This is a genomic window from Photorhabdus africana (genome assembly GCF_035181445.1).
Classification (GTDB): domain Bacteria; phylum Pseudomonadota; class Gammaproteobacteria; order Enterobacterales; family Enterobacteriaceae; genus Photorhabdus; species Photorhabdus laumondii.
This window is the reverse complement of sequence record NZ_JAXBVE010000032.1, coordinates 20,924-47,222: the sequence shown is the minus strand read 5'-3', so window position 1 is coordinate 47,222 and position 26,299 is coordinate 20,924. Positions and strand designations below refer to the sequence as shown.

Here is a 26,299-nt window from a genome sequence, read left to right as displayed (position 1 = left end):
ATAAACCTTTTAAATGTTTTGCCAGTCAATCCTTAGAGGGCGATCCAGCCAGGGAAATTTGGCGATATTTAATGGCCACGGCCAATCAGTTAACAGCACATCGAATGGTTGATGTTCTACCGTGATTTTGATTTCTTGTTCATTTATCAGCAATTCTCCTGGCCGTTGTAAAAATAGTTGGCGGGCGTCATTGCGACTTAATTTTTTCCAGCCAGGAAGTTGATTGATAACCACATCCAGCCATTGCGTGATTATTAATTGTTTTTCTGGTTCAAGAGAGGTTGATTTACTGTTTTCATCAGCCATTATCCCACAAAGAACATTATTTAGGACTTTTCGTTCTGTCTGTGTTTCTTCGGTTCCCCAAATCAGGTAATCAAGGGAATTAATCGCATCAAACTGGGCCTGACGATGGATAAATTTTTTCTCCTTAAGTAGGTCAAGTTGATTAAACAGCGTGGGCAGCATCGGCCATAGTATTAATATACCGGCATTATTAACTTGGCACGATTCAGGTAATAAAACCGGTTGAGAGTGTGGTAGGTTAATTGTTCGAAGCGGGTTGTTGTTATTTATGCCTGTAATGAAAGTGTTATTTACGCCTGTAATAACAGTGTTATCTGATGCTGATTCTGCGTCAGATCTATTTTTATCTAATTTATCTGAAATGAAGTATTCTGATAAGTACTGGTATTCAGCAACCGATAAATATTTTTTACAGAGTTGTGAAACAGGAATAGCCTGCCAAAGCTGTTTTGACCCACTATTTAATGGAAGCTTATGAGTTATAATTTGATGAAATAATTCAATAATAGGTGTTGCATTAAGTTCATCGTTATTCAGTTCAGTTATGATGCGTGATATGACTTTCGCATCGGGTTTAGGTATTTCCTGTGTATTATGCCGCTGCATGTATCCCAATGCATTGAGTATCAATTGCCCGGAGGAGATAAGCTCCTCCCGGTGTTGTGGTCTGTTTGTTCTTTCAGATAATCTGTAATTGATAGCGTTTAATAAAGCAGGTTGTTTGATTGCCAAAAGTTGTTTTAGGCTCTGTTCAGATAAACAGCTTTGGGCTAATAATAATGCTAGCTTGCTCTTTATCTGTGTTATTTGATTAATTAAATGTTTAATATCACTATTTTTACTGTCTGTTATTGCCTCCATTTGATCTAATATCGACTCTTTTTGATATAAAGTGTGAATGAATTTCTCTACATTGATTGAACTATAATCGCCAAATGAAATAGGATTTTGGGTGGTTTCATTTAGTATGCGTGTATTCAAACCCGTTTTTTCTTTATGATTTATTTTATATTGATTCAGTGCTTTACTTAAAGCTGTATTAAGTTGACGTGGAAACACTGAATTGAAGTTATGTAAGCTTATTTCACCAAGATCTAAGGTCAATGTTTCTAGATAGATATCCTGATTAATAGGATGTTGAGTAAAGAATGTATTGAATAAGCTATTTATATTGGCTTGATTAAGCAGGGAGCCATGCAATACGGTTTTAGCCACCTGTTGATTGTTAGCTTCAATAGTCATGGTAATCCGATTTAGCAGATTTAGCTCCTGAGCCATATTAATCTCTCCTTTGTCATGAGCAAATGATAGATAATTTGAATCTATCTGTGAGAAATGAAGTTAAATCTTCATAATAAATGCCAGAATATAATAAGGGGGGATAATATTAGCATTAGCATCCACATCATGGGTATGCTCATTGCCCTTACCGACATTAGAGGTGTAGAAATAATAAGAATAATTGTCGGCTTCTACAAAAAGGCTTCTGCCGTTTTTTGTTATATAACTTGTAAAATCGTAAGAATTAGGGTTATTGTCAAGTCGTCTGGGGGTTTGAGTATCATAAGGTTGAGTTGCATCATATCTTGCCCCTTCTTTGCTAAAGTAACCCATTCCTCCTATATGTTGATGTTCTGGTATTTGATCTAGGGACAGTTTTGTACCTTTTATTGTGATTGTGAGTTCTTTATTCGTCGTGCTTATTTTAAATTGCTTATTATTAGCAAGACCAGAAACTTTTTTTCCATTATTTTTATTAATATCGGAAACTTTACCGCCTAAAATAAACCGATCGATTAAATTTGGCGTGTCATTATTACCATCACACAGCGCCCAGCCATTAGGAATGTCACTACCCGAAAACATCACAATTATCCCTTTGGGGAGTACATTATTGGAGTCAATACTGATACCGTTTGAATCAACAATGATTCCGCTGCCTGCTTTGACTGAAACACCATTATTATCAACGTTAATCCCATCGTAAGGTTTAATTGCTAACGCTTTTTTATCAAAATGCAGTCCGCCAGTTGAATTAATAACTGCCTGTAAAGTTCCGTCATCTGTCAAACTTAAACCATTACCCAGTTCTCCTGATTGTCCGGGGGCTTGCCCGGTTGCTTGGCGGCCAATATCAGCAATATCAATCAAGTCAGAATAATCGGTTTGGAGGGGAATACTGCCTTCTTTAAAACGGCTTTTTAGATCATTTGTTGAAGGGCCTGTTGATTTAAGATTAGTGTTTTCTGAGTTGTTTTCTGAATTATACGGATTATATTTGTTTTCCATTTTATCACCTTGTATATAATATCAAATAATTCTATTTTTCTCGATTTATCGTTCGCAGTTTAAATCTGAGAATTTTAAACTGATATTCTTTTACCATTACGCTTATGAATGTCAGTATTTAAATTTTTTTACTAGAATAGGGTACATATAATAATTGATTGCTGATAATGACTTCTGTATTCCATTCAGTGCCGGATTCACCAATCACGTCAATACGCTGCTGTGCGGTAGCAATTCGCATACTACCAATACCGGTTGTCGCAGAAGGCACTCTTCCCAAGGTTAAGGTTTCTAAAATATTATATGCCTCGTCCCCTAAAGGAGCGCCATTGTTTTGCCAGCGTTTATAGGTACTGGCAAAGTTCTTAAAATGTTCCGGTGAGAGCCAGTGAATAATCATGGAAAGATGAGCAGGAAACTCAGCCAAAATTTCGGTTTTCACCCAAGATTCCAATTTATAAGGATCAATGCCTTCATTTTCAATGAGTTGTCGATTAATCACCACACTGACCACGAATGAAAAGCGATCAGCTAAAGCGTATTTTTCGCTGGAGAAATACCAACGATAGCGCCATGCTTCTGCCTCTGATGGAAAATTATCTGATGAATTTTTACTGCGTTTAATCAGTATCTTGCCTTGAATGCGATCAAATTTAACGACTGTTGCCTTGAGTTCATAATTAGCTTCTTGGGTTGGTTTGGATGGGGTAATGACATATTTCAGGGTAATTTCATCATTTTCTTCGATCATCGCTGGAAAGGGGCTTTGGGCGCTGGAAGTGATCCAGCGTTCATCTTCGGCATCACTTTGATAGGCTTGACTGGTATAAACCAGTTGGTAATCCATATCTTCCAGCCAGACCAGGCTGTTTAGCCAGCGCAGTTTATCTTGCTCAAATGCCTGTTGTACTCTGCTCAGATTGCGCTCCAGTTCGCTGCTGTTACTGATACTAAGAGAGAAGGTATCGTCTGTAACATCTGTAATCATTTGACCACGCAAGACGAGTTTATTATCACCGTCATAGACAATGAGATTGATTACCTGTCCTTGCAGTAACCGGCCTGCTGTACCTTGCTGGGTAATTTTTAACTGTTCCCCTTCGATCACCAGAGAATCTGGTTTTTGCTCAGTATCGAATCGCTCATCAGGTTTTACCGGTAAGAGTTGACGATGTTCAATCAGATAGAAAGGCAAGTTAGCCAGATTAGGCGTTTCACTAAAACACTCTCCTCCCAGACCTAACCGGGCAGCAATGCGTTTCTGGAGTGCCGACACCTTATCAATACGAATATTGTTACGTTGATAGGCCAGTTCAGGTTGTTGAGCTAAGTATCCCCGTTGGGTAGATAAAAAATCCAGTAAATCTAGTGTGAGAGGCCGGGTGGCGCGCTGAGTACCAAAATAGCCTAATAGATAATCTACAATTGTCAGCTCTTTTGCATAGTTTCGAGTTTGAATCGCGTCTTCATGAGAGATTTGTGAATCGTTGTCAAGCTTTGCTATCAAATCAGATGCGATGTTTTGATGGACTTGCTGACTGACCGTATCGGTCTTAAAAGGCCATTGAACACCGTAGACGTTATTTCCCCGCTGTTTAAAGGCTAATAGTTTTGGCAATAAGTCGAGTTCGGCGCAGCCATTAGCCAGCATCTGTTCAAACGGCAGCATAAATTGGTGTAATTGTATTTGTTGTTGGGTATTGGTATAGGTTTGTAATCCATAGCAAGCAGGTAATTTATTGCTGACCGGATAGTAATCCAAGACTTTTCGATGTTTGCCCCAATTTAATAATTCCGGCTGAGTATTAATGAGCGGCTCTGCAATAATTTTTTCCTCTATTTGTTGTTTGGAAACGATAATATTAATTCCACCTTTGGCGATAATGGTGAGTGGGCTGTCTGATGAGGTAATTAATGCCAGTGGATCGTTGCCCCATAATCTGGGGTAATATCCTTGGGAGATTTTCCAAGACCAATTATCGCTCGGTAGCGGGGAAATTATTTCATCGTGCGGAGTGAGGGCTAATCGGGTGATATTTTGCACTCCTTTAATCGCCAGTAATTGGTTAACCAAGTGGCTCAAATTTAATACGGTAGCGCCGGTGTAATCTTTGACTTGCGGTAATATCGGTATCCAGCCGTGACGTAAATAGGGACCGGCGAATATCTCTTCGTTACTGTAACCCTGATCTTTTATGGTCTGAGTGGTATAACGTGCGGGCTTTGCCTGCACCATTTTTTCCGCTGTCATATAAACCTGGGCGAATATGTCGGCGATATCGTTGACATCGTCATCAAGTTCAATGTCAATCTGTAGCGGAAAATCGGTCGGTTGTAGCCAGATAATATGGCTGACAGATTCCCCTAAATTGCGATTATTTTTTAGGAAAGTCTGCAAACTTTTCTGAGCGAGCGCTTTGTTGTTTTCAGTTTCCCGACTGGGGAGTAAATAGAGCCAATAATTTCCTCTTAACGTTAACCGTTCGCTATCCGGGGTTGAAGTAAAACTGTATTCACGTTTTTCTTTGTTATACCAGTACTGATAACGTTGATTTTCAGGTTCGCGAATAAGCTGTACATCGTTAAAGAAAAAATAACCTGTGCTTTTTTCACTAAATGCGTCGCTGCTATGCAGATCCAGCAAAGCACGGCGATAATCTTCCGCAGTAATCGGTCCACAGGTCAATATTTGTTGTGGTCCAAATTCTTGCGGGAAAATACCGTTATTGGGAGGCTGTTCCTCTTTTTTCGGGGTAAGCAGATCCCTGAGTGGCAGTGAATGACGATAGGCCAGATCGGAAGCACCATAGCAGCACGCTTCTAGTAAGGTGATACCGGGATCACTTTCGTTGGTATTGCTCCAACATTGGCCCGATTGTTGTTCAATAACGGCTTTGGCCTGCAAGAGTAAGGTGTCAAAGGTAATATCGTCTTTCACAATGGGGAATAGCGCATCCTGATTATTCATTATCAACTCCTTGGCTTGGGGAAGTGTCATCAGGCCAGACTAGAATCAGCACCTCGTTATCGGCAGCCTCGATACTTTCACCCACGGAACTGGTGAAGCGGTTGGCGATTGTCATACTTAAGTCAGTGACGCGTTCTACCAGAGGCGATTGTTGGATGGTGGCTAGCAAGGGGTAGTAGTCAATGCGATTACCGGTTGTGACGCCGATAGCGGTATTTTCTCCCCACGGCATGTATTTTCGGCTTAGTTCCTGTTGTAGCTGATGATGACCGTAGTCAGGGTTAACGCCCGGGGCAAACACCAGTTGATAGTGGATCAGGACATCAATGTAGGTGGGATTGCTAATTTCAATGGTTGTCCAAGGGCTGCTGAGTCGAGCTAACCAATCGACCATCTCTGTCAATCGAGCCGGATTTAGTGTTGGACGTAATGCATCATCGTTATCTTTATAACGGCTGTCAGGGATAACAATCAGTCGTTGTATTTCCGGTGCCGGGATTTTGGTTAATTCATTGACAGAGGGGTATTGGACATCAAATAAGCTGACAAAATGATCTTTCAGTAAGGTGGCAATATTTCCCCAACTGAGCACCCGATTACGGTGTGACAAGCGGGCAGAGATGCGTGTCAGGAAGGATTGTTCGGTTTCTGGTGGGCGACCGTTCCAGGAGGCCCAAGGTTGCGTGACGCGATTGATTGCAACGGATGCGTTGACCGGTTGTTTAATGCTGTTGGCGGTCAATCCGTTGATAAAATGCGCCTGCTCAACGGTTTCTGTGTTGATTAACGTTGCCGTGGTGGCGTTATACAGCAGGCCCTTAATGTGTGGATAATCTTGAGAATCAGTTTGATCAGTTATCTCTGCTTTCAGCCAATATCGTCCCGCTGGCATCCGGGCGGCCTGATTTGAAGCATCCTGTGGTAATAAGGTCCGCCAGATACCCCGGTCAAATAGGTGATGAGTTTGATCATCAACTAATTTATCCAATTTGCTCCAGGTATTGCTGGTGTTGAGGTAAGACCAGGATAAATTGAGCGCCTTAAAACCGACTAATTGCCAATAGAGAGATAAAGTTTGCCCCGGCAATATACCCGCAAAGCCTAAGTAGAATGCTTCGTGAGTGAGTGTTGGCGTTTCTGTGTTTGCATTCCCCCAACCAAAAGGGGTCAAAGGATAGATGGCGAATTGCTGCGGTGCTATTTCGGCACGGAATTGAATCTGCAAGGCACTGATTTGTGGAGTATAGGGGACGTTTTTGCCCGTGGGATTTTGCCAATATTGGGCATGCATAAAATCCTGTTCCGCCAGTTCTATGCGTACTGACGCAGGCCAGTCGTTGGGAGATGAACTGTCTGCAACAGGGTAATCCATCGTCGGTAAGGTAAAACTCAGGTTTTGTCCTTGTGGTTCTTTATCTCCATTAAATAATGGTTGAGCCTCATTAAGTTTTTCTCTCGTTTGAGGTGTAACTAAGTAGCCCTGTATTTTAAACGCATTATTCTCAGGTTCAGGTTTATACCCTTTATACCACGCTTTAAAACTGGTTGTAGGCAAGCCAACCCATTGCGGCGTCAGGGTCAGCGTCGCGTTTTCAGAACCATACCATTCAGGGGCAACCAAATTAAAACCGGAGCCTAGCGACGGTGATTGACCAAAGGGGAAGCTGGTGGTATCCGTTTGTTCAATACCACTGTCAGAGGCGTAGTTCACACTGCGGTTGCCGTTAATCTTAATTTCAATACCGGTAATTTTAGGCAGTGTGGGTTGCTGAGTGGTGCCTAATTGTAATACCGGTACGTCGAATGTCATGCCATCAAGGTTATCTGGCGGGCTGATAGGATCATCAGTGGATGATAATCCCAGTTCAATTGTGTTTTTGTTAGCAGGATTAGGATTTACCGACAACGATAACCAGTGATCTTCCGCACTGATTTTAGCGGTGAGATGTTCAGCTTGACCGGCCCAATCGTTTTCCAGCGTCAATGTGATATGACGTTCTCCCGCGGACATCGCAAATAAAGATGAGGTCATTAGATAACCGGATAGAACCGGCCCGTCATTGGCTGTTGGACTAAAAAGTTGAATGCCCGTTTCAGGTAATGCCATGTTATCGGAGAGGTTAAAAGGGATTGCCGATTGCCAGCCATTGTTACCGTCTTTCCGATACCAACGCAGGTCGGTTAGTTCTCCTTGGTTCGCCAGTAAATCTGCTTCTGATGCATAGTGTAATGGGTTGCCGACGCTATCCTGCCCGGCATCAAACAGGGTTCCTTTAGGGATAAGATATTCTGTGTTATCTGTATTCAGGGTAATGCCTAAAGCAACGCTATCCGCTTGGGCTTCTCTGGGGTTCAGTCCCAATAATTCCCGGTAATAAAGATCACGGTGTCGTGCCGGGAAGGTGTTTAATAAGCGTTTGGTTGTTTCTAATAGTTTTAAAAAAGCCAGTACAAAAACTTGATGTGCGGGTAAGAGGCCATTCGCTTGGTTAGCGTGTTGGTAAATATCGGCTAATTGCTGAGGACTATTTTCTTGAATAAAGTAAAAACTGTCCCAGAACTGTTTTTTCTCTTGATCGAAAGGGATGATTGCGGTGTATTCCTTAAGCCAATTTAAAATATCCAGCGTACTTCTTTCATCAAGTTTAAATGCAGTATCTGGCACAATAGCAGAGAGTTTATTGTTTAACTCGGCCTGTCCCATATTTATTCCACCTGTTGTTTAAAAATAAGGTTGAAGAGGTTATTTATCCGGCAGTGACAGTATATTGACTGGCAATAAAACGGCCTTTTCCCATACTCGGCGTTGTCACATCCGGGCCACTCGATGGATTATTTGCGGGTTGTGTCGGGGTAAAACGGGCGATAAATTGCTGCCCGATAATAATTACCGTGACAGGAGTGCGGCAAAAGTTTACCTGCTGGCTGGCATCCAACTGAGCAATGGTGACCATTCCCATGCCGGGTACCGGATGGCTGGGGGTAATATATTGCGCTTGAAGCTGTACTTTTTTTTCGTCACCCACAATAACGATTTTTTTGCCCTGAATTTTAGCGTGTCCGCTGCCTCGAATGGTCGCCGGCCCCAAGATTGTGACTTGCCGGTTGCCGAATAACGGTTCAAATAGCAGGTTGTCGCCATCAACCACCAGTTGTTTACTCATAAGCTCACCCGTATTTGGCCCTCGTTAACCTCAAGGACGCCTTCAATCTGCTGGTTGATGTTGCTGCCTCTCAACGCATAGGTAACCTGAACATGCAGGGTATTGGGTAAGTTTGTTCTCTGGTTTACTTGAATCGCGGTAATTTCTGCGCGTGGTTCATAGCGCAGTACCCGTTCTTCAATGCGGGTTTGAATGTCTGCCATCAATTCATCACTGATATTGGCGAACAGGTAATCATTCAGACCACAGCCGTAGTCTTCACGCATAATGCGTTCACCGGGTTCAGTCAGGAAAAGGATATTTATACTCTGACGGACATTTTCTGCTCCCTCCGCTATGATGACGCCAGATTGTATTTCAGGTGGGTTGTCATTGATAAAAAATTGTGGCGGAAATGCCCAGCCGCGACCATAAATATCGGTCAATATTTTATTTGTCATCTTACTTGCCTTGCTATTGTGTTAGGTTAATTTTCGCCCCTTTAATATCAACGCCAGATTTTCCGGCGGCGGAGAGGGATTTTTCCGCCTGTAGGTTAATTTCTTGCGCATGAGTAATGAGATTCTTCGTTGAATTAAGCGTGATATCTTTGTCCTGTTGCAGGGATAAGGTATTTTTTCCGCTATTAAATGAGAGCGTTTTATTTTGATTATTGAAGGCGAATGCTTGCTGATTATCCCCTTGTTTTATCACTAAGGTTTTTACCGGATTTTTTTCACTCGGTTCTAGCGGGGATTTATTTTTCGGGTTGTGCATCGCGCCTAATATCACCGGGAAACGGGGATCGCATTCAAAGAAACCGATAATCACTTCATCCCCCGGTTCCGGGTAGAAGCAAAATCCACTCTCATGACTGGCGTAGGGTTTACCTAAACGGGCGAAAAGTACCCCATTAGTTAAATTTAGGGCCGGTATTTTGACCGGAATACGGTCCAATGATTGGCGATCTGGCTGGTATTTTTCTACAACGCCGATGTGTAGCTCTTTTACTGGCGGTACAGCATGCTCCGTTTCCGGCAATAAGCCGAGTGTTAATCGGGTACGCCAGCCTTGTCGCTGAGAGAGTGTTTGACTGACGCCGGTGATAATACCTTTACCATCCATCCCTTGACCAAAGCCGCTTAACGCCAGAACATCCCCCGGTTGATAACGATCATCGCCTTCGACTTCAACATTGCCGGAGACATTATGGCTTCGCCGGTTGTCCAGCATGCCTTGTGCAAGGTGTCTGGCTTGTTCATTATCCAGCGGGTAGCTGAAAGTCCATTGCCACTCTTGATTGGTCAGATCTGACAGGCCATCTATGGCAAGTTGACCACCGCCAAGGCCGCTGTTTTTGGCCTGAATGGCCTGAGACAGTTTTTGTTGGGTAATGTCCCAAGAGTGCACGCTCACCGTTTTAGGGCTTTGTTGGTTATCCCATTGTAGATTTGCTTCAAATAGCACAATGTCCTGATCGCTGGCCCGCTGACGAACAGTATGCACGGTTGATTGATTAAGGGCTTTCGGCGTGATCAGCGTGACAGCCTCGTTACCGGGTAACAACCAGGTATTGGTGGCAAGCAGCCGATTTTTTAAAAAGGTCCAGTCATTGCAACGGAACTGCACCATTTGTTCATGCACCGTTTTAAGTTGAGGTGCCTGTTTTATCGTGGCAGTTATCCCTATTTGACTGCATAACTTTCTGATAATTGCCTCATCACTCTGTTGACTGAATAGTTGCGAATGAAGGCCGTGAGTGAGTTTTTGTAGCGGATGCTTGGCTGTCAGGGTAATTAGGCTGTCCTGACCTTTGAATTTAAGCGCTTGCCGAACAATGATCCCCTTAAACAATACTGTTTTTTGCATCTGGACGATAAGTTCATGATTTGGACGGCAGTTTGCCAGCTCAGCCTGTGCTTTGGCACCAAAAATTTGGCTGGCATCACCGGCTATATTCAACGTGATGTTGGCCGAAGGGATACCATTGATGTGATGGTTGACAGTCAGCGTGATGACAGAGAATTGGTTGAGGGTTTTTCCATCTATTTTAATGATTATTGCGGGTATTTTCATGCATCCCCCTGCGCTTGCAGTGTTTGACCGGGAGTGAAGTCATCAAGATTATCCAGATCGTTTTGCCAGGCGAGGGTCAGGTAATCAATGCCGCCCGCCAGAGAGGCTCCAGCACCTAAGGCGATCAAGGGCAGGGAGATCATATCGGTTACGCTGACCGCGGTAACCGGTGGCGATTTTAATTGTTGCTCGGTGGCTTGAATAACCAAGCTTTCGTCTGCGACTAAGGATAAGGTGGCGCTAGCCCGCAACGGCGTCGCATCACGATCAAACAGGGTGTAATGAATCGCAAGGCCGCTGGCCCGGCAGGCAAAATAGCCTTTGTTTTCCCAACGCATTTTGCCCCATTTAATTTTAAGAAAGTGGGGCACGTGAGTGCTGGCATCGACCGCACACAAGGATTTCAGGGTTGCCAGTTGGGTTTCTACCGGGGTGTTATTGCCGGGCATAGTGGCATCAAACAGCAGAATTAATGACAAGCCAGCCGGTTGCGATAACACATAGCGGCTGCTTTGACTGGCACTGTTAACACTTTCATCTTGTTGATAGCGAGTCTGATAATCGAGTTGGATGGCGTCAGGGTTATACATGGCTTGTAAACTGCCCACCGAGGCTTTACCTTCCCGGTCTTTGAAGGCGGTGAGAGTGAGTCTGGACAGGCTGCGTTCAATTAAGCTCATAGTAACCTCCGGCTTCACGCAATGCCTCTAATACTTCCTGTTTCACTATCTCAATCAGGCGGGCATTATCCAGCGTTTCCTGAGCTAACGTCCGTGGAGGCGCGGGGTCGTTCACTGAGTCGGTGACTTTGACTTGAATAATCAGTTCCTTAATTTCGACGGTCATATTTTCACTCCTAACCAGCGCATATCTTGATAACGTAATTCCAACGAGTTCACTAAAACAGCATTGCTATTGGCATCGAAGTCGCCGGTGGACCAGCGAACCGGCAATGCATTACTTAATGTCCAGCTTGCCACCGGTAACGCATCTTCATTCAGTAACATGATGACAACATCGGCATAGACCGCTTTTTCACCACGCAGGACGCGATCAAATACCAAAGTCAGCGGTGTAATTGTCATCACGCCGCGCTCCAGAAGCAGGCTGCCATGTTGGATTTTCTCGGCCAGCCAGGTGTTTCTGGCGTTTTCTCCACCTTGACTGTATTGGGTGGTTTGCAGTTCGCGGCTCAGGCCCGATATGCGCTGAAAGGCAATGTCCAACGGGCTGGGGATATTGTTAAACAGAAAACTGGCGATAAAACGGTGTGACACTGACGGGGTATAGAGGTTATGCATGTTTTGCCCCTGTTTAACTAGGTATGGTTCCGGTACGAGTATCAAATGTCAGATTCAGCTCAATGAATTCCGCCGGAATTAAAACGGCCAGTCTGATCTTGATGATCATCTTTCCGGCCTGCAGATCCGCTTCACTCATTGATTCGTTAACCCCCAGTAATACTTCAAATGCTTGATCTTCTTGGGTACCCCGCAGCCCACCTTTTAGCCATAACTGACGCAACCAGTTGTGGGCTTGACCTTTAAATTTCATCCAGGTAATGGCGTTATTGGGTTCAAAGACAAAGGCCCGGCCCAGTTGAGTCATATGGGCTTCGATATAGGAAACCAAACGGCGGATTTGAATATAACGCCAGGGGGAGCCGGGGGTGTTGTCCAAGGTTCGGCATCCCCAGATCTTGATGCCTTTGCCGGGAAAACTGCGCACCAGATTCAGTGAAGTACCCTCTGGGTTGAAGAGAGCATCAGCGTCAATATAAGAACGTACTGGGCTGATGACTTTGGCTAACGCGACATTGGCCGGTGCATGCCAGACGGCCATTTGGTTATCGTAGTGTTGGATGACGGCAGCAACCGCAGAGGTTGGTGAGAGCACGATAGGCTGGTTGTTTTCTTGGTAAGCACTTTTCACTCTTGGCCAATATACCGCGCCCCATTGTCGATCAGCGGAAGAAAACTGTTTTAAACACTCCGCGGCTAATGTGGGATTGTCCGGGGCATCCAGTAATCCCATGATACCGCGCCGACTTTTGCAAAGATCGAGTACTGATTGCCACGATTGTAACCAGAGCTGAATTTTATTGTGTTGGCCGAGTTTTGGACTGACATTATTTATCTGATTAAGATGGGCAATCTCAGGGACAACAATCAATGTGATTTCGTTCTCTGTGGCAATTGCCTGTTTAACCCAATCCTGTTGCAGCGCGGTGAGTAATGACGGAAGATCTTGTCGCTGTTTATCAGAGCCCAGAGACAGGACATAAGCTTGCTGACCGCCATTTTCAAAGAAGTGGCGCACGGAATAGTAGATTAATCCTGACTTATCCCAGATCAGGGGAAAATCGGCCAGGCTGTTTAGTTTGATGGTAAGGTTATCGTTAGCATTTTCGTTGGTGATCGGTCGGGTATAACCAACAAAGACCGGCACACCGACGAATTCATTATTTGGTTTCAGGGATATTAGGTTTTCCGTTATCGTAACGCTTGGCTGTTTTATCTCCATTAGCATTATCGTCTCCTCAATTGGCTGAATAGACGCGGTATTAAGCCGCGTCTCAGTACGGTTACTGTGCTACATTTTGGCTAAACTGGAGGATAATAAATTCAGCCGGGCGTACCGCCGCCATGCCAATTTTGACGATCATTTTCCCTTGTTTAATGTCCGCATCGGACATAGTGATATTCTGACCAATCTGGACAAAATAGGCCTCTTGTGGCTTGTTCCCCGCTAACGCGCCTTGTTGCCAAAGTTGATGGAGATAGTTGTCAATGGCTGATTTCACCCGTTCCCAGGTGGGTTGGCTGTTAGGTTCAAAAACGGCAAATTGCATAGCTTGCTTGATGTCCCGTTCTGCCGCGTTAAATAAACGCCGAACTGGAATGTAGCGCCAGTTGTCATCGTTTTGCAGAGTCCGTGCACCCCACACGACAAAACCTTTGTGGCTGAAATAGCGAATAGCGTTGATGCCTTTCGAGTTCATCTCCCCTTGTTCATCGTCAGTAAGCCGTTCGGCCACATCACTAATCCCGCTAAGTACAACATTCGCCGGGGCTTTCCAGACGCCACGGTTGGTATCAGTGGCGCAATACACGCCTGCCATGACTGCGCTGGTAGGAATGGCGTTGCCGCCGGCGGCTATTTTGTCCTGTATTGCTTTAACCGCTTGTTGGTGGACCGTTGGATTTTTCTGTTTGAGTTGTGCCAGATTTTTGACTTCATCCGGTTTTGTTTTTGCATCTTCATAACCGGATATTGCTATCTGGCTATCTTCCGCTTGAATAAGTTGTGAGATTTTTACCGCAGGGTAATACGTCGCAGTTTGTGATGCTACGTTAGTACTGAGTGCGGCTGTTTTATCCCGATTGTCAGCGATCAGGAAATAGCCAGCGTTTAATAATGAAGGTGTCAGGCTGCTATATATCTTACTCTGGTAATTAGCATCCTGTTCAGGACAGACGATTAAGGTAATTTCCAGAGCCTGCTCAATGAGTGCAGGAATTAAGGCCAGAGTGTTAGCATCGTCGGGATTAGTCATGGGCAGGATATAACAGGGGCTTCCGCCATTTTGGAAATACAGTTTTATCGCATCACTGCTGGTTGTGTAGGTACCCGTTGTCACCTCGTAAGTGTAATCGGAGTTTGTATCATCCGCGTCAAGCGCGATATTGGCAGTAGCAATAGTTGCTGCATTGTCTTCAACGTTCCCAGAAGGCGGTGGCGTTGGTTTTGTTGCTGTAATGGCGATTGACGTAATACAACCTAAATTAAATTGATTAGTAAAATCCAGCCAGTTATTAACGCGCGTTGCCTGTAAGGTTGCGGCGGTGGTTTTCGGAGAAAAACGGCCAATAAAAACGGGTATTGCGGTATTTCCTCGGTTAACAGAGAGGGCTAATGACGCATCTTCTTCAATATAGACGCCGGGATAGGTTGGTGTTGTTGGCATTATGCCTCCAATTATTGTGCGATATCCTGCGTGAACTGCAAGATAATGAACTCGGCTGGACGAACCGCCGCCAGACCCACTTTGACAATCATTTTGCCTTGTTTGATATCGTCATCGGTCATAGTGATACCTTTACCGATTTGGACAAAGTAAGCTTGTTCGGCTTTGTTGCCCATCAGCCCGCCTTGCTGCCAGAGAGCATAGAGATAGTTATCGATAGCCCGATGAACGGCTTTCCAGGTGGGTTGGCTGTTAGGTTCAAACACCGCGAAACTCATGGCATTTTTAATGTCTCGCTCTGCGCTGTTAAACAGGCGACGCACTGGGATATAGCGCCAGTTATCACTGTCATCAAGTGTGCGAGCGCCCCAAACGGTGGTACCCGTATTCGGAAATTCGCGGATGATATTAATGGCTTTGCCAGCGTTATAGATGCCTTGCAAATTATCGGTCACTTTAAATATCGGTTGCATCCCACCTTGTAACACGACATTAGCCGGTGCTTTCCAAACGCCACGGGAGCGGTCAACCGAGCAATAGACACCGGCAATGGCGGCACTTGGGGGGATAGGAGTATCGGTTGCCCAATCTGCCGTTAGCCAAGGATAATAAACGGCGGCAAACGGGTTTTGGTCATAATCATTTCGGGATGTGCCATCAGATTTTAGTGAGGTCGTTGGGCCATCAAAAATGGCAAATAGACCTTTGCCCGGTTGGCAAAGTACACTTACGGCATCTTTAATTTTTTCTCCAGCAGCAACCAGTAATGTCACATCATCAAGTACGGGAAGCTGCTTTTCTAAATCTTGAGTTCTGATGAGATAACCATATCCCCCGCCGTTAATAAAATAGGCTCGCAGTGAAACATCAATGATATTTTTAGGATCAAATGGTTCACCTTTTAGTGTCAAATAATCCAGCCAGCTATTAATACGGGCGGGGGTATCCGTGGGTAAAAATGAGTTGTCATTTGCAACGGCAAAAACAGGCACTGCTGTTGATCCTGAGCTAACCGAGAGTGCGAGTGAGGCGTCTTCTTCAATATAAACGCCGGGATAGGTTGGTATCGTTGGCATGTTGCCTCCAATTATTATGCAATATTCTGCGTGAATTTCAGAATGATGAATTCAGCCTAATCCATACATTGTGATGATCATTTATCGGCGTATTGGCAGCCTGATTAGGCCGCTTGAATGGTCACCCGATCGGCTGTCAGAGTGATTTCCTGAACTGCAATCTCGTTACTGGCGGCATCAAAAGAGGGGGAGGTTAATGAGGTTGGAAAGGCATTTGCCACGTTCCACGACATTAAAATTTCAGTTCCTGTTTCATTGGTCAGGCTAATAGAAATATCTTTTTTTTCAACTTGATTAAGCTGAATAGAATTAATCCAGTCAAAAAGTTTCGTATCGCCAGAGAATATACCTTTGCGTAAAGTAATATTAATCGATTGACGTTGGCCTGGCATTTTATAGTAATTACCGATGCCATCTTTATATTCGATGACGTCATGGGAAATGTCGAGTCCGGAAACGCTGGTAAAAGGGATTTGTTCATCACCAATCGATACAACAAATCGATAAGTAGGAATGGGATAGTCAACAACAATTTGTTCTGGAGTGATAGCCATGATTTTTCCTTTGTTTATTATTTACATGTGTACCCGTTATCTTTCAAGTTGCTTCTTTGTTGGCTGCGCTCACTCACCCCGGTCACATCGTTATCTATGCTCCCGGGGATTCGCTCCCTTGCCGCCGCGATCTATCTTGAAATCTATAGGGTATAAAATATTAAGAAAGCGATTTTTACTTTGTTTTCATTTGTCATGAATTATGGGTATAGCTACCGCAATGACCTGAATTTAATAGGTTATAATTCATGCAAAATGTTTGTTTAGTGATTTAAATAAACCACTTTTAGTTGAATAGTTAAATAGTTAAATTATAGGTATAAGGTCTGTATATCATTTTTATTTTATGATTATCATTAATTAATAGGGGGCGCAAGATGAATTTATTAATGATGTTACGTATCTATATATTTATATTTTTTTTGTAATTCAGGAGGGGTAATTAATAGAGTTATTTTCTATTTATCTGGATTAATGACTTAATTTTATTTTTTTATCTGATCAACTTATGATCATTATGTGTATTTCGTTCTGTTATTTAAAAGATGAGTGGGTGTTATTTGGCTTTAATTGAGTTTTTAATTCCCGATTCATTTCTCAATAAATAACTAGTAAAAATTCGCTGTCGGCATTTAAAAAAAGCCTTGGTTATTGAAAGGTGTTTTTCTTTAGCAAAGAACGCTGTTGCATGTCCTATTTTTACGAAAATGTGATCTGTGACAGCTTGGTACAACAGTAAGTCTTAACAACAAGCTAATTTTATATATAAAAAATATTTATCAATTGTTATTTTCCGCTGATTGGCAGAATAAAATCCATTGATTTTTTAATGAGCTGTATCATTAGTTTTAATCGATGTTTGCGATCTAAATTAATAAATTTGATAGTTTTTATCGATCGATTGCATGATTTTTGAACGATTTAAACAATTTTATTTTCTAAATGATAACTTATAGTATTAATTTCATAATGAAACATTGAAATTTTATAAATATTTTTATCAATGAAATCATAACGTAAATGTTTTATTTCTTTTGCAAGTATGTGAGTGATTCACCGGCAACAGTTCTTAAGAACGAGTTGTAGCACATCTATTTTTCGATTTTGGAGTGATCAGCATGAATAAGAAAGTCAATGTATTGCGTGGTGCCAGGTATCAATTAGGTTTTACGCTGATTGAAGCATTAGTTGTGATGATTGTTGGTATTGTGATATTAGCCGCCGCCGCCGCGGGGATTGGTAAGTTGTTTCGGGCTTCGGAAATCTCAACCGAATCGTCGAATATTACTCAGATGGCCGCAAATTTGAAGTCAATTAAAAATGGTGCCAAAGGCTATGACAGTTTGGATAACAAAATTGCCATTAATTACAAAGTCGTGCCGACCAATATGACTCAGGATGGTAAGTCCGGGATTATTTTTAATAGTTGGAATGGCAAGGTAACCATTTCTCCGGGAGATACCACCGCTCAGACTTTTAAGATTGAGTATCAAAATGTGCCTGATGAGGCTTGCCAGCAACTTTCGCTGAAATTGCGAGTGGCGGGTTGGTCGAAAATGACCGTGGGTGGTGGAGGTGGGAAAGGGCAACAGTCAGCCACGGAAATTAAATCAGATTCGACTTTGGCGCAAATTGAAGCGGCGTGTAATGCCAATGATGCGAATACCGTGACGTTGGTTTCTGCCAGTTAGGACATGGATTGATGGCTTGATATGACGTGTGGCTTGGCAAGCTTAGTGAAGGCTTTTCAAGCAGCATTTTCTTGGTGAGGGAAGTAGCCGGTTTCTCTGGTTTTGTTGTTGTTTCCCTTATCCCATCGTTGTGTGCTGAATCTGCCGGGAGATCATCATGATGATAGGGTGGTTGCAATCTTCTACTGGGTGTTTGGTGCTGGCATCAGGGTTGCTAGGGTTGTGCGTCGGAAGTTTTCTTAATGTGGTGATCTGTCGCCTGCCGATGATGATTTTCGCTGAAATCAATAATGAGGTTGCCAGCTTTAATCTCTGTTTTCCCCGTTCCCATTGTCCACGTTGCCGCCACGTGTTAGCGGCCCGCGATAACATTCCCCTGTTGAGCTATTTGCACCAAAAAGGGCTCTGTCGATACTGTAAGGGTGCGATTTCTATACGTTATCCACTGGTTGAAGGCGCGGTAGCGGTGCTCTTTTCTTTACTGGCTTTGGACTTGGGGTGGAGTTATTCGTTGTTGGGGTTTTTAGTGCTCAGTTCGATGTTGGTCGTACTGGCGGTAGTCGATTTCGAATATATGCTGCTGCCCGATCAACTGACACTGTCTTTGTTATGGCTAGGGCTGCTATTTAATTTGCCATCCACCGGTTTTGTCACGTTGCCTTTGGCTGTCATTGGCGCGGTTTGTGGGTATCTGTTTTTCCGGCTGGTTGAGTGGATCGCCCGCCGATTGACTCGGCGCGATGCATTAGGCATGGGAGATGCCAAGTTTCTGGCGGCGCTTGGTGCCTGGTTAGGGTTGGAAGCGCTTCCAGTCGTGATTTTGCTGGCGGTGGAGTTCACGCTGGTAAGTTATCTGGCAATGGGGTGGTTACGCAAAATTAAAACACCACAGATACCTTTCGGGCCGGGTCTGGCAGTGGCTGGATTAATTGTTGCGCTTTGTCATCGGTAGCTAGCCGTGGTGCAGCTTTATAAATAAGAAGGGCTGTTTATGCATGATGGTAAGTCTGTATCTGTATTGATGATATGCCGCCGTAATGCCGGTTTCACTCTGTTGGAAGTGACGATTGCACTCATGGTACTGGCGTCAATGATGGTGGTCGGTGTGATTTATCTGAATAGGCAGAGTGATATGTTGGTAAATCAGGTGGTAGCCGGGCAAATCCAGCACCTCGGCGATGCCGTGGTGGATTATGTCAATAATAATTACACCGCTTTAACTCAAGGGCCTACGTCGGCACCAATCCATTGGGCGGAGATGCGCCCTTATTTGCCACCCGGATTGGATCAAAATACGGTCAATCCGCTTGGTCAGAAATATGATGGCGTATTACGTGTCGTTGTGCTGCCTAATGGCAAAAAACGCATCGATCCACTGATTTACACCGTTCCAGCAATAGCGGGCGGAAAACAGCCGGATGTGGCGGCACATGCAATGAAAATCGTGCAATTGATTGGCGTTGGCGGCCTCTATCTCGATTACCAAGATCGTGACAGTCATAATCCAGTCACTTATTGGAACAGCTACGGTCAGGTCAATGTACCGGAATCTTTTGCCGGTTTTTTCAATCAACGACCTACTGAAATTGGGCGCATTTTTTACGCTCCATTTGTTAGGGATGCATCAACTTATGGTCCCGGTACCTTGGCCGGTGATTTGCTTCATCGGCAAAAAATAGATGGGCATCCAGAGTGGAATAAGATGGAGACCAGCATCAACATGAGTGGCAATCGCCTTGATCAGGTCGATACGCTGTCGATGCAAGGGACCGGTATGGTTGAGGGGGTGAATAAGGTTGCTTTCGCTTCCCGTTTTCAGCAAAAACAATCTTATATCGCGCAAGGTAATGATGGTGCAATGGTTGTTAATCCAACACATGGCACGTTATTTATTTTGGATGGTAATGCTAATCCCGCGAGGAAAGGCACCTTGGCAGCCGGTGATGTTCATGCGGATAAAAACGTGGTTGTTGGTAATAACTTGGTGATAAGTACGAAAACGGGCAGTTTTGCCGGTGGGGGATGTCCTGCGTTAGGTAGCGTATCCATGAGTAAACAGGGAGAGTTGTTGATTTGCCAGCATGCGGGTTTTGGTATCCCAATTTTGCAATGGAAAGATGCCGCAGGGCAGAAGGCAGAGTACGGAAAATAGAGTACGGAAAACAGGGTATAGGGAACGGATGATTGGCTGTGTTCAATGTTGATTTTTCTGGTGGGTGGATTTCTACGTTTTTAATTTGCAGGAGAACGAAAATGTGGCCATTAGCGATTGTTAGCGTTGTGGTTGTGTTTTTCATGCAACTAATTTTCGGTCAGTTGTTACATGAAGTGCGTGTGCAGTCAGTGCGTGCCAGGACCGATGTTGCAGCGCTGTTTCGTAGTTATGCTTCAGCCGGGGTGCAATTACTTGATCATCCTTCTCAAGGAAAGGTCAGGCGCCGGAATATGCAGCAGGCATTAACCGCTTTGCATATGGAGTGGGTCAACACCGATGCTTGGTGTGACAATTTTTCCAGTCAGTGTCTTTGGGGAGGATTTATTTCAGGGGCTCATGTCTATATTTTCCGCAAAAATATCAGCACCGGTGACAATGTATTGTTGCACGGGGCTTTCGCAGAATTGCTGAGATGGGGAGCAGAACCCGATCAGATAGGTTTCAAGCGTGGCTCTTGGCTTATCGATGGCAAGGGAAAACGCATAGAAAGCCAACTTGCCAGACGATTACCGGGTGATGTTCGGGAATTTGTTTCTGACGGGGCGCTGGTGGAAATATTGTAGCTGGTAGAAATATTGTAGTTGCCATTCCGCAAGCGGGCTTTCTTCGGGTAACTGACCTATTAATGGGTTGTTTGGCTACTGATTTTCCTTTGGAGAAAGATCGATGAATAAAATAATCGCATCTGTTTTTATGGCGCTTGTCTCTCTGTCAAATGTCGCCGTTTATGCCACACCAGTGCCAACATCGGTTCCTCTGGCGGCAGTGTGGACAGCAACGTCGGGGCAAACGTTGCGTGATGTTATACAAGCGTGGGCCAGTAGGTCCGGTTATGAGGTGGTGTGGGATGCCTCCTATGATTTTCCGATCCGGGCTAATCTGCGTTTCAGTGGCACGTTCATTCAAGCGGTGAGTGCGTTGTTCGACGCTTACACAATGGCGAATCGTCCTTTCAACGTCGATATTTATCAGGAACAGCGGCTTGTCCATGTACAGGCTCAGGGGTAATAACATGGCTATTCAGTTTTTGGCGTTTTACAGATGGTTATTGTTGCCCTGCGTAGCCGCTGGCCTGTCAGGTTGTGCCGCAATCGCTAAGGTCGATCAGCAGGCAGATACCGAGATGGCGCAGGCGACGGAGATTGTTAAGGGGTTACGTGATAGTGCCGCAGCAACGTCGGTGCATGTGCATGTGCATGGTTATTGGGTGTCAACTAAGGAGATCCCCTCGAAGAAGGAGAGTGAAACCGTCTCTTGTCGGTTGACCCTTGAGGAAGCTGAGCCGATTACCTTGGGTGAGTTTGCGGATAAGATCAAACGTATTTGCGGTGTACCCGTGGTGATCAGCGCCGATGCCCGGCTTGCTGTCTATCCCGGTTCGACATTGGGTGAAAGAGGGAGCGAGCGGGGCGTTGTGGTGGTCAATTCAGGCACACAGCCGGTATCTGGAGAGGGGGCGCCGGACGTGTTGAAAATTCATGTGAATTGGCATGGATCGCTAGTGGGGTTGCTCGATTCGGTTGTTTCGTCGTCTGGTTTGCATTGGAAAGTACATCATGGTGCAGTGCATATTTTCAAAACAGAGACGCGGGTGTTTCAAATATATGCATTGCCGGGTACGGATGCATTGTCTTCCAGCGTGACCGCGACGACGAGTGCGACGTTTGGCAGTGGAGTAAGTGAGGGTGACAGTGGTAATAGCGGTAGTACTCAAACCCTGGCAACTTCTTTGACCCGTTCGGTGATGGATGAGATCCAAAAAACGGTATCAGCCATGCTGACACCGGGGGAAGGTAAGCTAACTCTATCGATGGCGACAGCATCGTTGGCGGTAACCGATTCACCCGAAGTACTCGATAGGATTAAGGATTACATTGATCAACAGAATAAATTGCTGACCACGCAGGTGGTGCTTAATGTCAAGATCTTGAATCTGACTTTCGATCGCGTTGATCAGTATGGTGTCGATTGGTCGCTAGCTTATAAAAGTGCTCGTATAGGATTGAGTAATGAGAGCAGGAATAGTGTTATTGATGACGGCGGAATCAGTACCAATATTCACATCCTCAAAGGACCATTCAGTGACAGCGCTTTGCTAATTAAGGCGTTATCAGCACAAGGCAAAGTATCCATAGTGACTCAACCCTCTGTGACTACGCTGAATTTGCAGGCAGTACCGATGCAGGTGGCAACTCAGACCGGTTATGTTGCATCCATTTCCAATACTTCAACGCCACAAGTCGGTACTTCGGTGGGGATTGAGCCCGCAACAGTGACGACGGGTTTTAATATGTTGATGCTGCCTTATGCTATGGCGGATAAGCAAATATTGTTGCAGTACAACATTAGTTTGAGCGATTTAAAGAGGCTGGAGAAATTTGGCAAGGAAGAGACCGGTCAGGTGCAGTTGCCGACGATAGATTTACGTGCATTCAGTCAGAAAGTGCGGCTGCATTCAGGTGAAACGCTGGTGTTATCCGGGTTCGAGCAACAGTCAGATACCAGTGATCGCAGTGGTTTAGGTAGCCCGGATAATCAGCTTTTGGGCGGGAGTCGTCAGGGTAAAAGGAATCATAATGTGATCGTGGTCATGATTACGCCTATAGTGGTAGATTAAAAGATGACCGAGATAGGCGTGGAGCGTGTCATGCAAATCAAGTTATATGGTAAGACTCTGGTGGCTGGCATCATCTGGCGGCCACCGGTAGCGGTACTGGCGCGGGCTAACATGCGCAGAAATGGAGTTGCAGCGGGGTTTACCCTAGCCGTTCGCCATCGTGTTGGACGAGGTGTTCAGGTCGGTTATGCGTCAAAGGAGGCAGGAGAACCCGGTTATTATTCATTGGCGGCTGTCTTGGCTAAAGTGGTGGATAAATCTAACTGGATCGGCGCGTTTCACTTGTCTGATGCGTGTTATGCGTTAGTGGCAGTACACCAGGGGGCAATCATGGCTGGACGTGATTTGATCGGAACTCGCGAAGAGATCGAGACGAAGTTGCGTGAGACGGTACAGCTAGTAGAGGATGCTAATGGGCTGTGGCATGCCATCTATGCACCGAAGGAGTTTGAATCACTGTGGCCGGAGATGCCATTAGAGCAGCTATTATCGAAATCGATATTGAAAAAGTCGGTCGGTCAGCTAGAAAGTTTAACCGGCGAAATGTCGAAGTATCAAATTAAGGTCTTTGCCATGACCGCCGGTTTAACACTTTTGTTGGGGGGCGGTTGGTGGATGTGGCATACCTATAAACAGAATAAGGTGGTGGAACTACCTGATTTACCCCGTGAGGTGGTGGAAGCCCTACCACCGCATCCGTGGCTTGCACAACCGCAAATGGCATGGCAATTCTCTATATGGAAGAGGGTGTTAGCCAGCGTGCCCTTGTCGCTGGCAGGTTGGCGGGTTGAATCGATTAGCTTGGATACTGATACGGTTTCCGTGAGTTATCAGCGTCATGAAGGCATGCCGATCAATATTTTTCAGGTCGCTGCCATCAATATTTTCCGGGCTGGTCCAGTGATCTCCAATGGGGGAGAACAGGCACAGGTATTGATACCGATTGAGCAGCAGAGTGAGGATCGGGCAGATGATGATGTATTGCAGTCGTCCGATCAGGCGTTGATTGAATTGATCTCTTATTTTCAGGCGCTAGATTTGCCCCCTCCGGTTTTGACTGAGAGTGCTTCCGTCTTGCCCCCACCACCGCCTCCTAGAGCAGAGGGAGAGACACAGGTGTGGGCCAATCCTGATTGGCGGACTTATAGTTGGACGCTCTCTTCTCAATTACCTCCAGATGCTTTGTTTTCAGGTAAGCCTTTCCCTGGACTGAGGGTCACTAGTGCCAAAGTGGTGTTAGCTGATGGTTTTCCTCAGTGGGAACTCAATGGAGTTTTCTATGCAAAAAATTAGTCAGTTTATGATCAGTCTGTTGATGGTGTCGGTATTTTCGTTGGCATATGCACAAGTATCATCCACTGAGCGTTCAGCAATTCAGGCGAAACCTGTTGCACAGAAACCGGTATTGCCAGAGATGACGGCGAACAATAGCGTTGCTGCGCAATTGGAGAAATTACAGACAGATTTGATGTTACTTAAAGCCGAAACCGCAAGGGCAAATGCGCAGGCTGAACTCGATAAAATTTCCAGAGTCGTGAATAGAGGCAGTGTTGTTAATAACGATTTGCCTTTAGTTAAGTCAATCTTTGGACGTAACGGGGTGTTGATTGCCACGCTCCGGTTTCGTTTGGGTGGCATTATGGATGTGAAAGCGGGTGATTGGTTACCGGATGGTTATAAGGTGAGCCGCATTAATACGGGGGTGGTGACTTTCGCTAAACAAGGACGATGCTATGACGTGGGCCTTACCGCAACCAACGATGCATCGTTGTTGGATAGTCTTGATTTAATGGTAGCGCCACCGTTGCCAAGTCGTTAATTGCTGAGTAGGCGGTTTCCTATGGAAATAACAAGCTCCGAGTTGCTGTGTATGGTCAGGCAGGGTGCAAAAGTTCTATCTGCCCTGAGCGGTGCACTTGAAGTAGAGTTAGCTAACCGCAGTTTGATCTGTCTTGTTGAGTTGTCGCAGCCGAAGGGGCAATGCGTGCTTGCTGTGTCTGCTTCCCACCGGCTTGATCCCCATGTGCTGACCTATGAAGAGACGGTCAAAAGACATGGCCTTATCTATCAGACTGTCACTTGTGGCATGGGGAACATATTGGAATTGTATCGTCTCAGTAAGAGCGAAAGTCATGGACTGGGAGGGACTGAATCGGATGTTCAGCGTTATATCATTCGCTTAATCGGCGAAGCGACTGAGGAACGTGCGTCAGATTTGCATATCGTTGCTCGCCGTAATTATTGTGAAATTCGTTGCCGTATCGATGGTTATTTGCGGTCAGTAGGACAGTTGCGCCCGGAGGAAGGATTGCGGTTGTGTGCGACGATTTACCAAAGTATGTGTGATGTGGCGGAGCCGACTTTTAAGCCGATGCAAGCACAGCGTGCGCGAATGAAAGATGAATTTCTGGCCGAGTGCGGGCTTTCTGGGGCACGGATTAATACACGTCCCCTTGATCGTGGCATGTTAATGGTGCTGCGATTGCTGTACGCGGATAGCCCCGGTACCGTGTGCACCTTAAGCGATCTTGGCTACTTGCCGGAACAGTGTCAGATATTGGAAGAGCTGATGGACCATCGGGCCGGTGTAGTGCTGCTATCCGGCGCGACGGGTAGCGGAAAGAGCACCACTTTGAAAGTGGTGATGCAGAAGATGATAACCGAGCAAGCAGGCATCCATCTGTTGACCCTTGAAGATCCACCCGAATATGAAATTGAAGGCGCTAATCAATCGCCTATAACCGGAGATCGAGGTGATAGCATGATTGTCGAACAGGAATGGGCGATGGCAATTGCGGATGCAATGCGGCTCGATCCTGATGTGATTATGGTCGGTGAGATACGCGACGCAGTGACTGCAAAGATGGCATTTCGTGCAGCAATGACCGGCCATCTTATTTGGACCACGATACATGCAAACGATGCTTTAGCGATCTTGCCTCGCTTGCAAGATGAGGCGGTGATGGAGTCGCTATTAATGGATTCGCGGCTGGTGATTGGTTTGGTCAGCCAGGCGCTGATTCAGGTGTTATGTCCTCATTGTAAAGTTCCCCTGCGAGGGCATGAACAAGAAGTCTCCGAGCGTCTGTTGAAACGACTAAATCTTTATTGTCAGCCGGAGTCGGTTTGTCTACAGGGGGAAGGTTGTGACCATTGTAAACAGTGCGGCACCTTGGGCCGAACAGTAGTCGCTGAAGTGATACGCACTTCTCCTGGCTTAATGCAAGCTTATCGAATGGGTCACCATCACGAAGCGACTCGATATTGGATCTCGGAGATGGCGGGATTAAGCAAGATCGACGCACTTATTCGCAAAATAAATGACGGAATAATCGATCCCCGTGCTGCAGAACGTGTGATGGGGCCGATTATTCCTGCGATCCATCAAATAGAGTGA

23 protein-coding genes are annotated in these 26,299 nt (G+C 45.2%); 9 read left to right on the top strand and 14 right to left on the bottom strand.

Annotation, left to right across the window (positions count from 1 at the left end):
* Positions 1-9: 9 nt before the first annotated feature.
* The 14 genes from SLS51_RS17000 to SLS51_RS16935 all read right to left on the bottom strand — a co-directional run bounded on the left by SLS51_RS17000 (position 10) and on the right by SLS51_RS16935 (position 16,379).
* Positions 10-1,584 (bottom strand): contractile injection system tape measure protein, encoded by a 1,575-nt coding sequence (locus SLS51_RS17000; protein ID WP_323839838.1) that lies wholly within the window; start codon positions 1,582-1,584, stop codon positions 10-12.
* Positions 1,585-1,647: 63 nt separating this feature from the next.
* The gene (locus SLS51_RS16995) at positions 1,648-2,595 is read right to left on the bottom strand and encodes a hypothetical protein (RefSeq protein WP_323839837.1); all 948 of its coding nucleotides are present in this window, start codon (positions 2,593-2,595) and stop codon (positions 1,648-1,650) included.
* 118 nt (positions 2,596-2,713) lie between these two features.
* Entirely contained in the window at positions 2,714-5,563 is a 2,850-nt protein-coding gene (locus SLS51_RS16990) for a baseplate wedge protein (RefSeq protein ID WP_323839836.1), read from the bottom strand.
* Positions 5,556-8,267, bottom strand: a complete 2,712-nt coding sequence (locus SLS51_RS16985) for a baseplate J/gp47 family protein (RefSeq protein WP_323839835.1) — start codon at positions 8,265-8,267, stop codon at positions 5,556-5,558. The genes SLS51_RS16990 and SLS51_RS16985 overlap by 8 nt, the downstream gene beginning before the upstream one ends.
* A gap of 43 nt (positions 8,268-8,310) precedes the next feature.
* Positions 8,311-8,727: a contractile injection system spike tip protein gene (locus SLS51_RS16980; RefSeq protein ID WP_323839834.1), complete on the bottom strand. Its 417-nt coding sequence runs from the start codon at positions 8,725-8,727 to the stop codon at positions 8,311-8,313.
* Positions 8,724-9,167, bottom strand: a complete 444-nt coding sequence (locus SLS51_RS16975) for a GPW/gp25 family protein (RefSeq protein WP_323839833.1) — start codon at positions 9,165-9,167, stop codon at positions 8,724-8,726. The genes SLS51_RS16980 and SLS51_RS16975 overlap by 4 nt, the downstream gene beginning before the upstream one ends.
* A 13-nt stretch (positions 9,168-9,180) precedes the next feature.
* Positions 9,181-10,782, bottom strand: a complete 1,602-nt coding sequence (locus SLS51_RS16970; protein ID WP_323839832.1) for a phage baseplate assembly protein V — start codon at positions 10,780-10,782, stop codon at positions 9,181-9,183.
* Complete coding sequence (locus tag SLS51_RS16965; protein WP_323839831.1) at positions 10,779-11,462, bottom strand: CIS tube protein; 684 nt, start codon at positions 11,460-11,462, stop codon at positions 10,779-10,781. Before SLS51_RS16965 ends, SLS51_RS16970 begins: the two co-directional genes overlap by 4 nt.
* Positions 11,449-11,628 carry a DUF5908 family protein gene (locus SLS51_RS16960; protein ID WP_323839830.1) on the bottom strand — a complete coding sequence of 60 codons (180 nt, stop codon included), beginning with the start codon at positions 11,626-11,628 and terminating at the stop codon, positions 11,449-11,451. The genes SLS51_RS16965 and SLS51_RS16960 overlap by 14 nt, the downstream gene beginning before the upstream one ends.
* Positions 11,625-12,083: a phage tail protein gene (locus SLS51_RS16955; RefSeq protein ID WP_323839829.1), complete on the bottom strand. Its 459-nt coding sequence runs from the start codon at positions 12,081-12,083 to the stop codon at positions 11,625-11,627. Before SLS51_RS16955 ends, SLS51_RS16960 begins: the two co-directional genes overlap by 4 nt.
* A gap of 13 nt (positions 12,084-12,096) precedes the next feature.
* Positions 12,097-13,305, bottom strand: a complete 1,209-nt coding sequence (locus SLS51_RS16950) for a phage tail sheath family protein (protein ID WP_323839848.1) — start codon at positions 13,303-13,305, stop codon at positions 12,097-12,099.
* Between the two features lie 61 nt (positions 13,306-13,366).
* Entirely contained in the window at positions 13,367-14,749 is a 1,383-nt protein-coding gene (locus SLS51_RS16945; protein ID WP_323839828.1) for a phage tail sheath family protein, read from the bottom strand.
* Positions 14,750-14,760: 11 nt separating this feature from the next.
* Positions 14,761-15,825 (bottom strand): phage tail sheath family protein, encoded by a 1,065-nt coding sequence (locus SLS51_RS16940; protein WP_323839827.1) that lies wholly within the window; start codon positions 15,823-15,825, stop codon positions 14,761-14,763.
* Positions 15,826-15,929: 104 nt separating this feature from the next.
* A complete protein-coding gene (locus SLS51_RS16935; RefSeq protein ID WP_323839826.1) occupies positions 15,930-16,379 on the bottom strand; it encodes a phage tail protein in 450 nt (149 codons plus the stop codon).
* A 1,118-nt stretch (positions 16,380-17,497) separates the two neighbouring features.
* On the opposite strand from SLS51_RS16935, the gene SLS51_RS16930 reads away from it, so the two are divergent.
* From SLS51_RS16930 to SLS51_RS16890, 9 genes are all read left to right on the top strand, one after another.
* Complete coding sequence (locus tag SLS51_RS16930; RefSeq protein WP_323839825.1) at positions 17,498-18,070, top strand: type 4 pilus major pilin; 573 nt, start codon at positions 17,498-17,500, stop codon at positions 18,068-18,070.
* Positions 18,071-18,227: 157 nt separating this feature from the next.
* Complete coding sequence (locus tag SLS51_RS16925; protein WP_323839824.1) at positions 18,228-19,022, top strand: prepilin peptidase; 795 nt, start codon at positions 18,228-18,230, stop codon at positions 19,020-19,022.
* A gap of 39 nt (positions 19,023-19,061) precedes the next feature.
* Positions 19,062-20,222 carry a shufflon system plasmid conjugative transfer pilus tip adhesin PilV gene (pilV, locus tag SLS51_RS16920; RefSeq protein WP_323839823.1) on the top strand — a complete coding sequence of 387 codons (1,161 nt, stop codon included), beginning with the start codon at positions 19,062-19,064 and terminating at the stop codon, positions 20,220-20,222.
* A gap of 101 nt (positions 20,223-20,323) precedes the next feature.
* On the top strand, positions 20,324-20,848 hold the full coding sequence (locus SLS51_RS16915) for a hypothetical protein (RefSeq protein WP_323839822.1): 525 nt from the start codon (positions 20,324-20,326) through the stop codon (positions 20,846-20,848).
* Between the two features lie 103 nt (positions 20,849-20,951).
* On the top strand, positions 20,952-21,293 hold the full coding sequence (locus SLS51_RS16910; protein WP_113043217.1) for a toxin co-regulated pilus biosynthesis Q family protein: 342 nt from the start codon (positions 20,952-20,954) through the stop codon (positions 21,291-21,293).
* A gap of 4 nt (positions 21,294-21,297) precedes the next feature.
* Positions 21,298-22,902 carry a PilN family type IVB pilus formation outer membrane protein gene (gene pilN, locus SLS51_RS16905; RefSeq protein ID WP_323839821.1) on the top strand — a complete coding sequence of 535 codons (1,605 nt, stop codon included), beginning with the start codon at positions 21,298-21,300 and terminating at the stop codon, positions 22,900-22,902.
* A 30-nt stretch (positions 22,903-22,932) separates the two neighbouring features.
* Positions 22,933-24,195 carry a type IV pilus inner membrane component PilO gene (locus SLS51_RS16900; RefSeq protein ID WP_323839820.1) on the top strand — a complete coding sequence of 421 codons (1,263 nt, stop codon included), beginning with the start codon at positions 22,933-22,935 and terminating at the stop codon, positions 24,193-24,195.
* Positions 24,182-24,721, top strand: coding sequence for a type IV pilus biogenesis protein PilP (pilP, locus tag SLS51_RS16895; protein WP_323839819.1), 540 nt, complete (start codon positions 24,182-24,184; stop codon positions 24,719-24,721). The genes SLS51_RS16900 and pilP overlap by 14 nt, the downstream gene beginning before the upstream one ends.
* 21 nt (positions 24,722-24,742) lie before the next feature.
* Positions 24,743-26,299, top strand: a complete 1,557-nt coding sequence (locus SLS51_RS16890; RefSeq protein WP_323839818.1) for a GspE/PulE family protein — start codon at positions 24,743-24,745, stop codon at positions 26,297-26,299.

Coding starts and splice junctions, on each gene's coding strand:
- SLS51_RS17000 (WP_323839838.1), bottom strand. CDS start 1,584: ATGGCTCAGGAGCTAAATCTGCTAAATCGGATTACCATGACTATTGAA.
- SLS51_RS16995 (WP_323839837.1), bottom strand. CDS start 2,595: ATGGAAAACAAATATAATCCGTATAATTCAGAAAACAACTCAGAAAAC.
- SLS51_RS16990 (WP_323839836.1), bottom strand. CDS start 5,563: ATGAATAATCAGGATGCGCTATTCCCCATTGTGAAAGACGATATTACC.
- SLS51_RS16985 (WP_323839835.1), bottom strand. CDS start 8,267: ATGGGACAGGCCGAGTTAAACAATAAACTCTCTGCTATTGTGCCAGAT.
- SLS51_RS16980 (WP_323839834.1), bottom strand. CDS start 8,727: ATGAGTAAACAACTGGTGGTTGATGGCGACAACCTGCTATTTGAACCG.
- SLS51_RS16975 (WP_323839833.1), bottom strand. CDS start 9,167: ATGACAAATAAAATATTGACCGATATTTATGGTCGCGGCTGGGCATTT.
- SLS51_RS16970 (WP_323839832.1), bottom strand. CDS start 10,782: ATGAAAATACCCGCAATAATCATTAAAATAGATGGAAAAACCCTCAAC.
- SLS51_RS16965 (WP_323839831.1), bottom strand. CDS start 11,462: ATGAGCTTAATTGAACGCAGCCTGTCCAGACTCACTCTCACCGCCTTC.
- SLS51_RS16960 (WP_323839830.1), bottom strand. CDS start 11,628: ATGACCGTCGAAATTAAGGAACTGATTATTCAAGTCAAAGTCACCGAC.
- SLS51_RS16955 (WP_323839829.1), bottom strand. CDS start 12,083: ATGCATAACCTCTATACCCCGTCAGTGTCACACCGTTTTATCGCCAGT.
- SLS51_RS16950 (WP_323839848.1), bottom strand. CDS start 13,305: ATGGAGATAAAACAGCCAAGCGTTACGATAACGGAAAACCTAATATCC.
- SLS51_RS16945 (WP_323839828.1), bottom strand. CDS start 14,749: ATGCCAACAACACCAACCTATCCCGGCGTCTATATTGAAGAAGATGCG.
- SLS51_RS16940 (WP_323839827.1), bottom strand. CDS start 15,825: ATGCCAACGATACCAACCTATCCCGGCGTTTATATTGAAGAAGACGCC.
- SLS51_RS16935 (WP_323839826.1), bottom strand. CDS start 16,379: ATGGCTATCACTCCAGAACAAATTGTTGTTGACTATCCCATTCCTACT.
- SLS51_RS16930 (WP_323839825.1), top strand. CDS start 17,498: ATGAATAAGAAAGTCAATGTATTGCGTGGTGCCAGGTATCAATTAGGT.
- SLS51_RS16925 (WP_323839824.1), top strand. CDS start 18,228: ATGATGATAGGGTGGTTGCAATCTTCTACTGGGTGTTTGGTGCTGGCA.
- pilV (WP_323839823.1), top strand. CDS start 19,062: ATGCATGATGGTAAGTCTGTATCTGTATTGATGATATGCCGCCGTAAT.
- SLS51_RS16915 (WP_323839822.1), top strand. CDS start 20,324: ATGTGGCCATTAGCGATTGTTAGCGTTGTGGTTGTGTTTTTCATGCAA.
- SLS51_RS16910 (WP_113043217.1), top strand. CDS start 20,952: ATGAATAAAATAATCGCATCTGTTTTTATGGCGCTTGTCTCTCTGTCA.
- pilN (WP_323839821.1), top strand. CDS start 21,298: ATGGCTATTCAGTTTTTGGCGTTTTACAGATGGTTATTGTTGCCCTGC.
- SLS51_RS16900 (WP_323839820.1), top strand. CDS start 22,933: ATGCAAATCAAGTTATATGGTAAGACTCTGGTGGCTGGCATCATCTGG.
- pilP (WP_323839819.1), top strand. CDS start 24,182: ATGCAAAAAATTAGTCAGTTTATGATCAGTCTGTTGATGGTGTCGGTA.
- SLS51_RS16890 (WP_323839818.1), top strand. CDS start 24,743: ATGGAAATAACAAGCTCCGAGTTGCTGTGTATGGTCAGGCAGGGTGCA.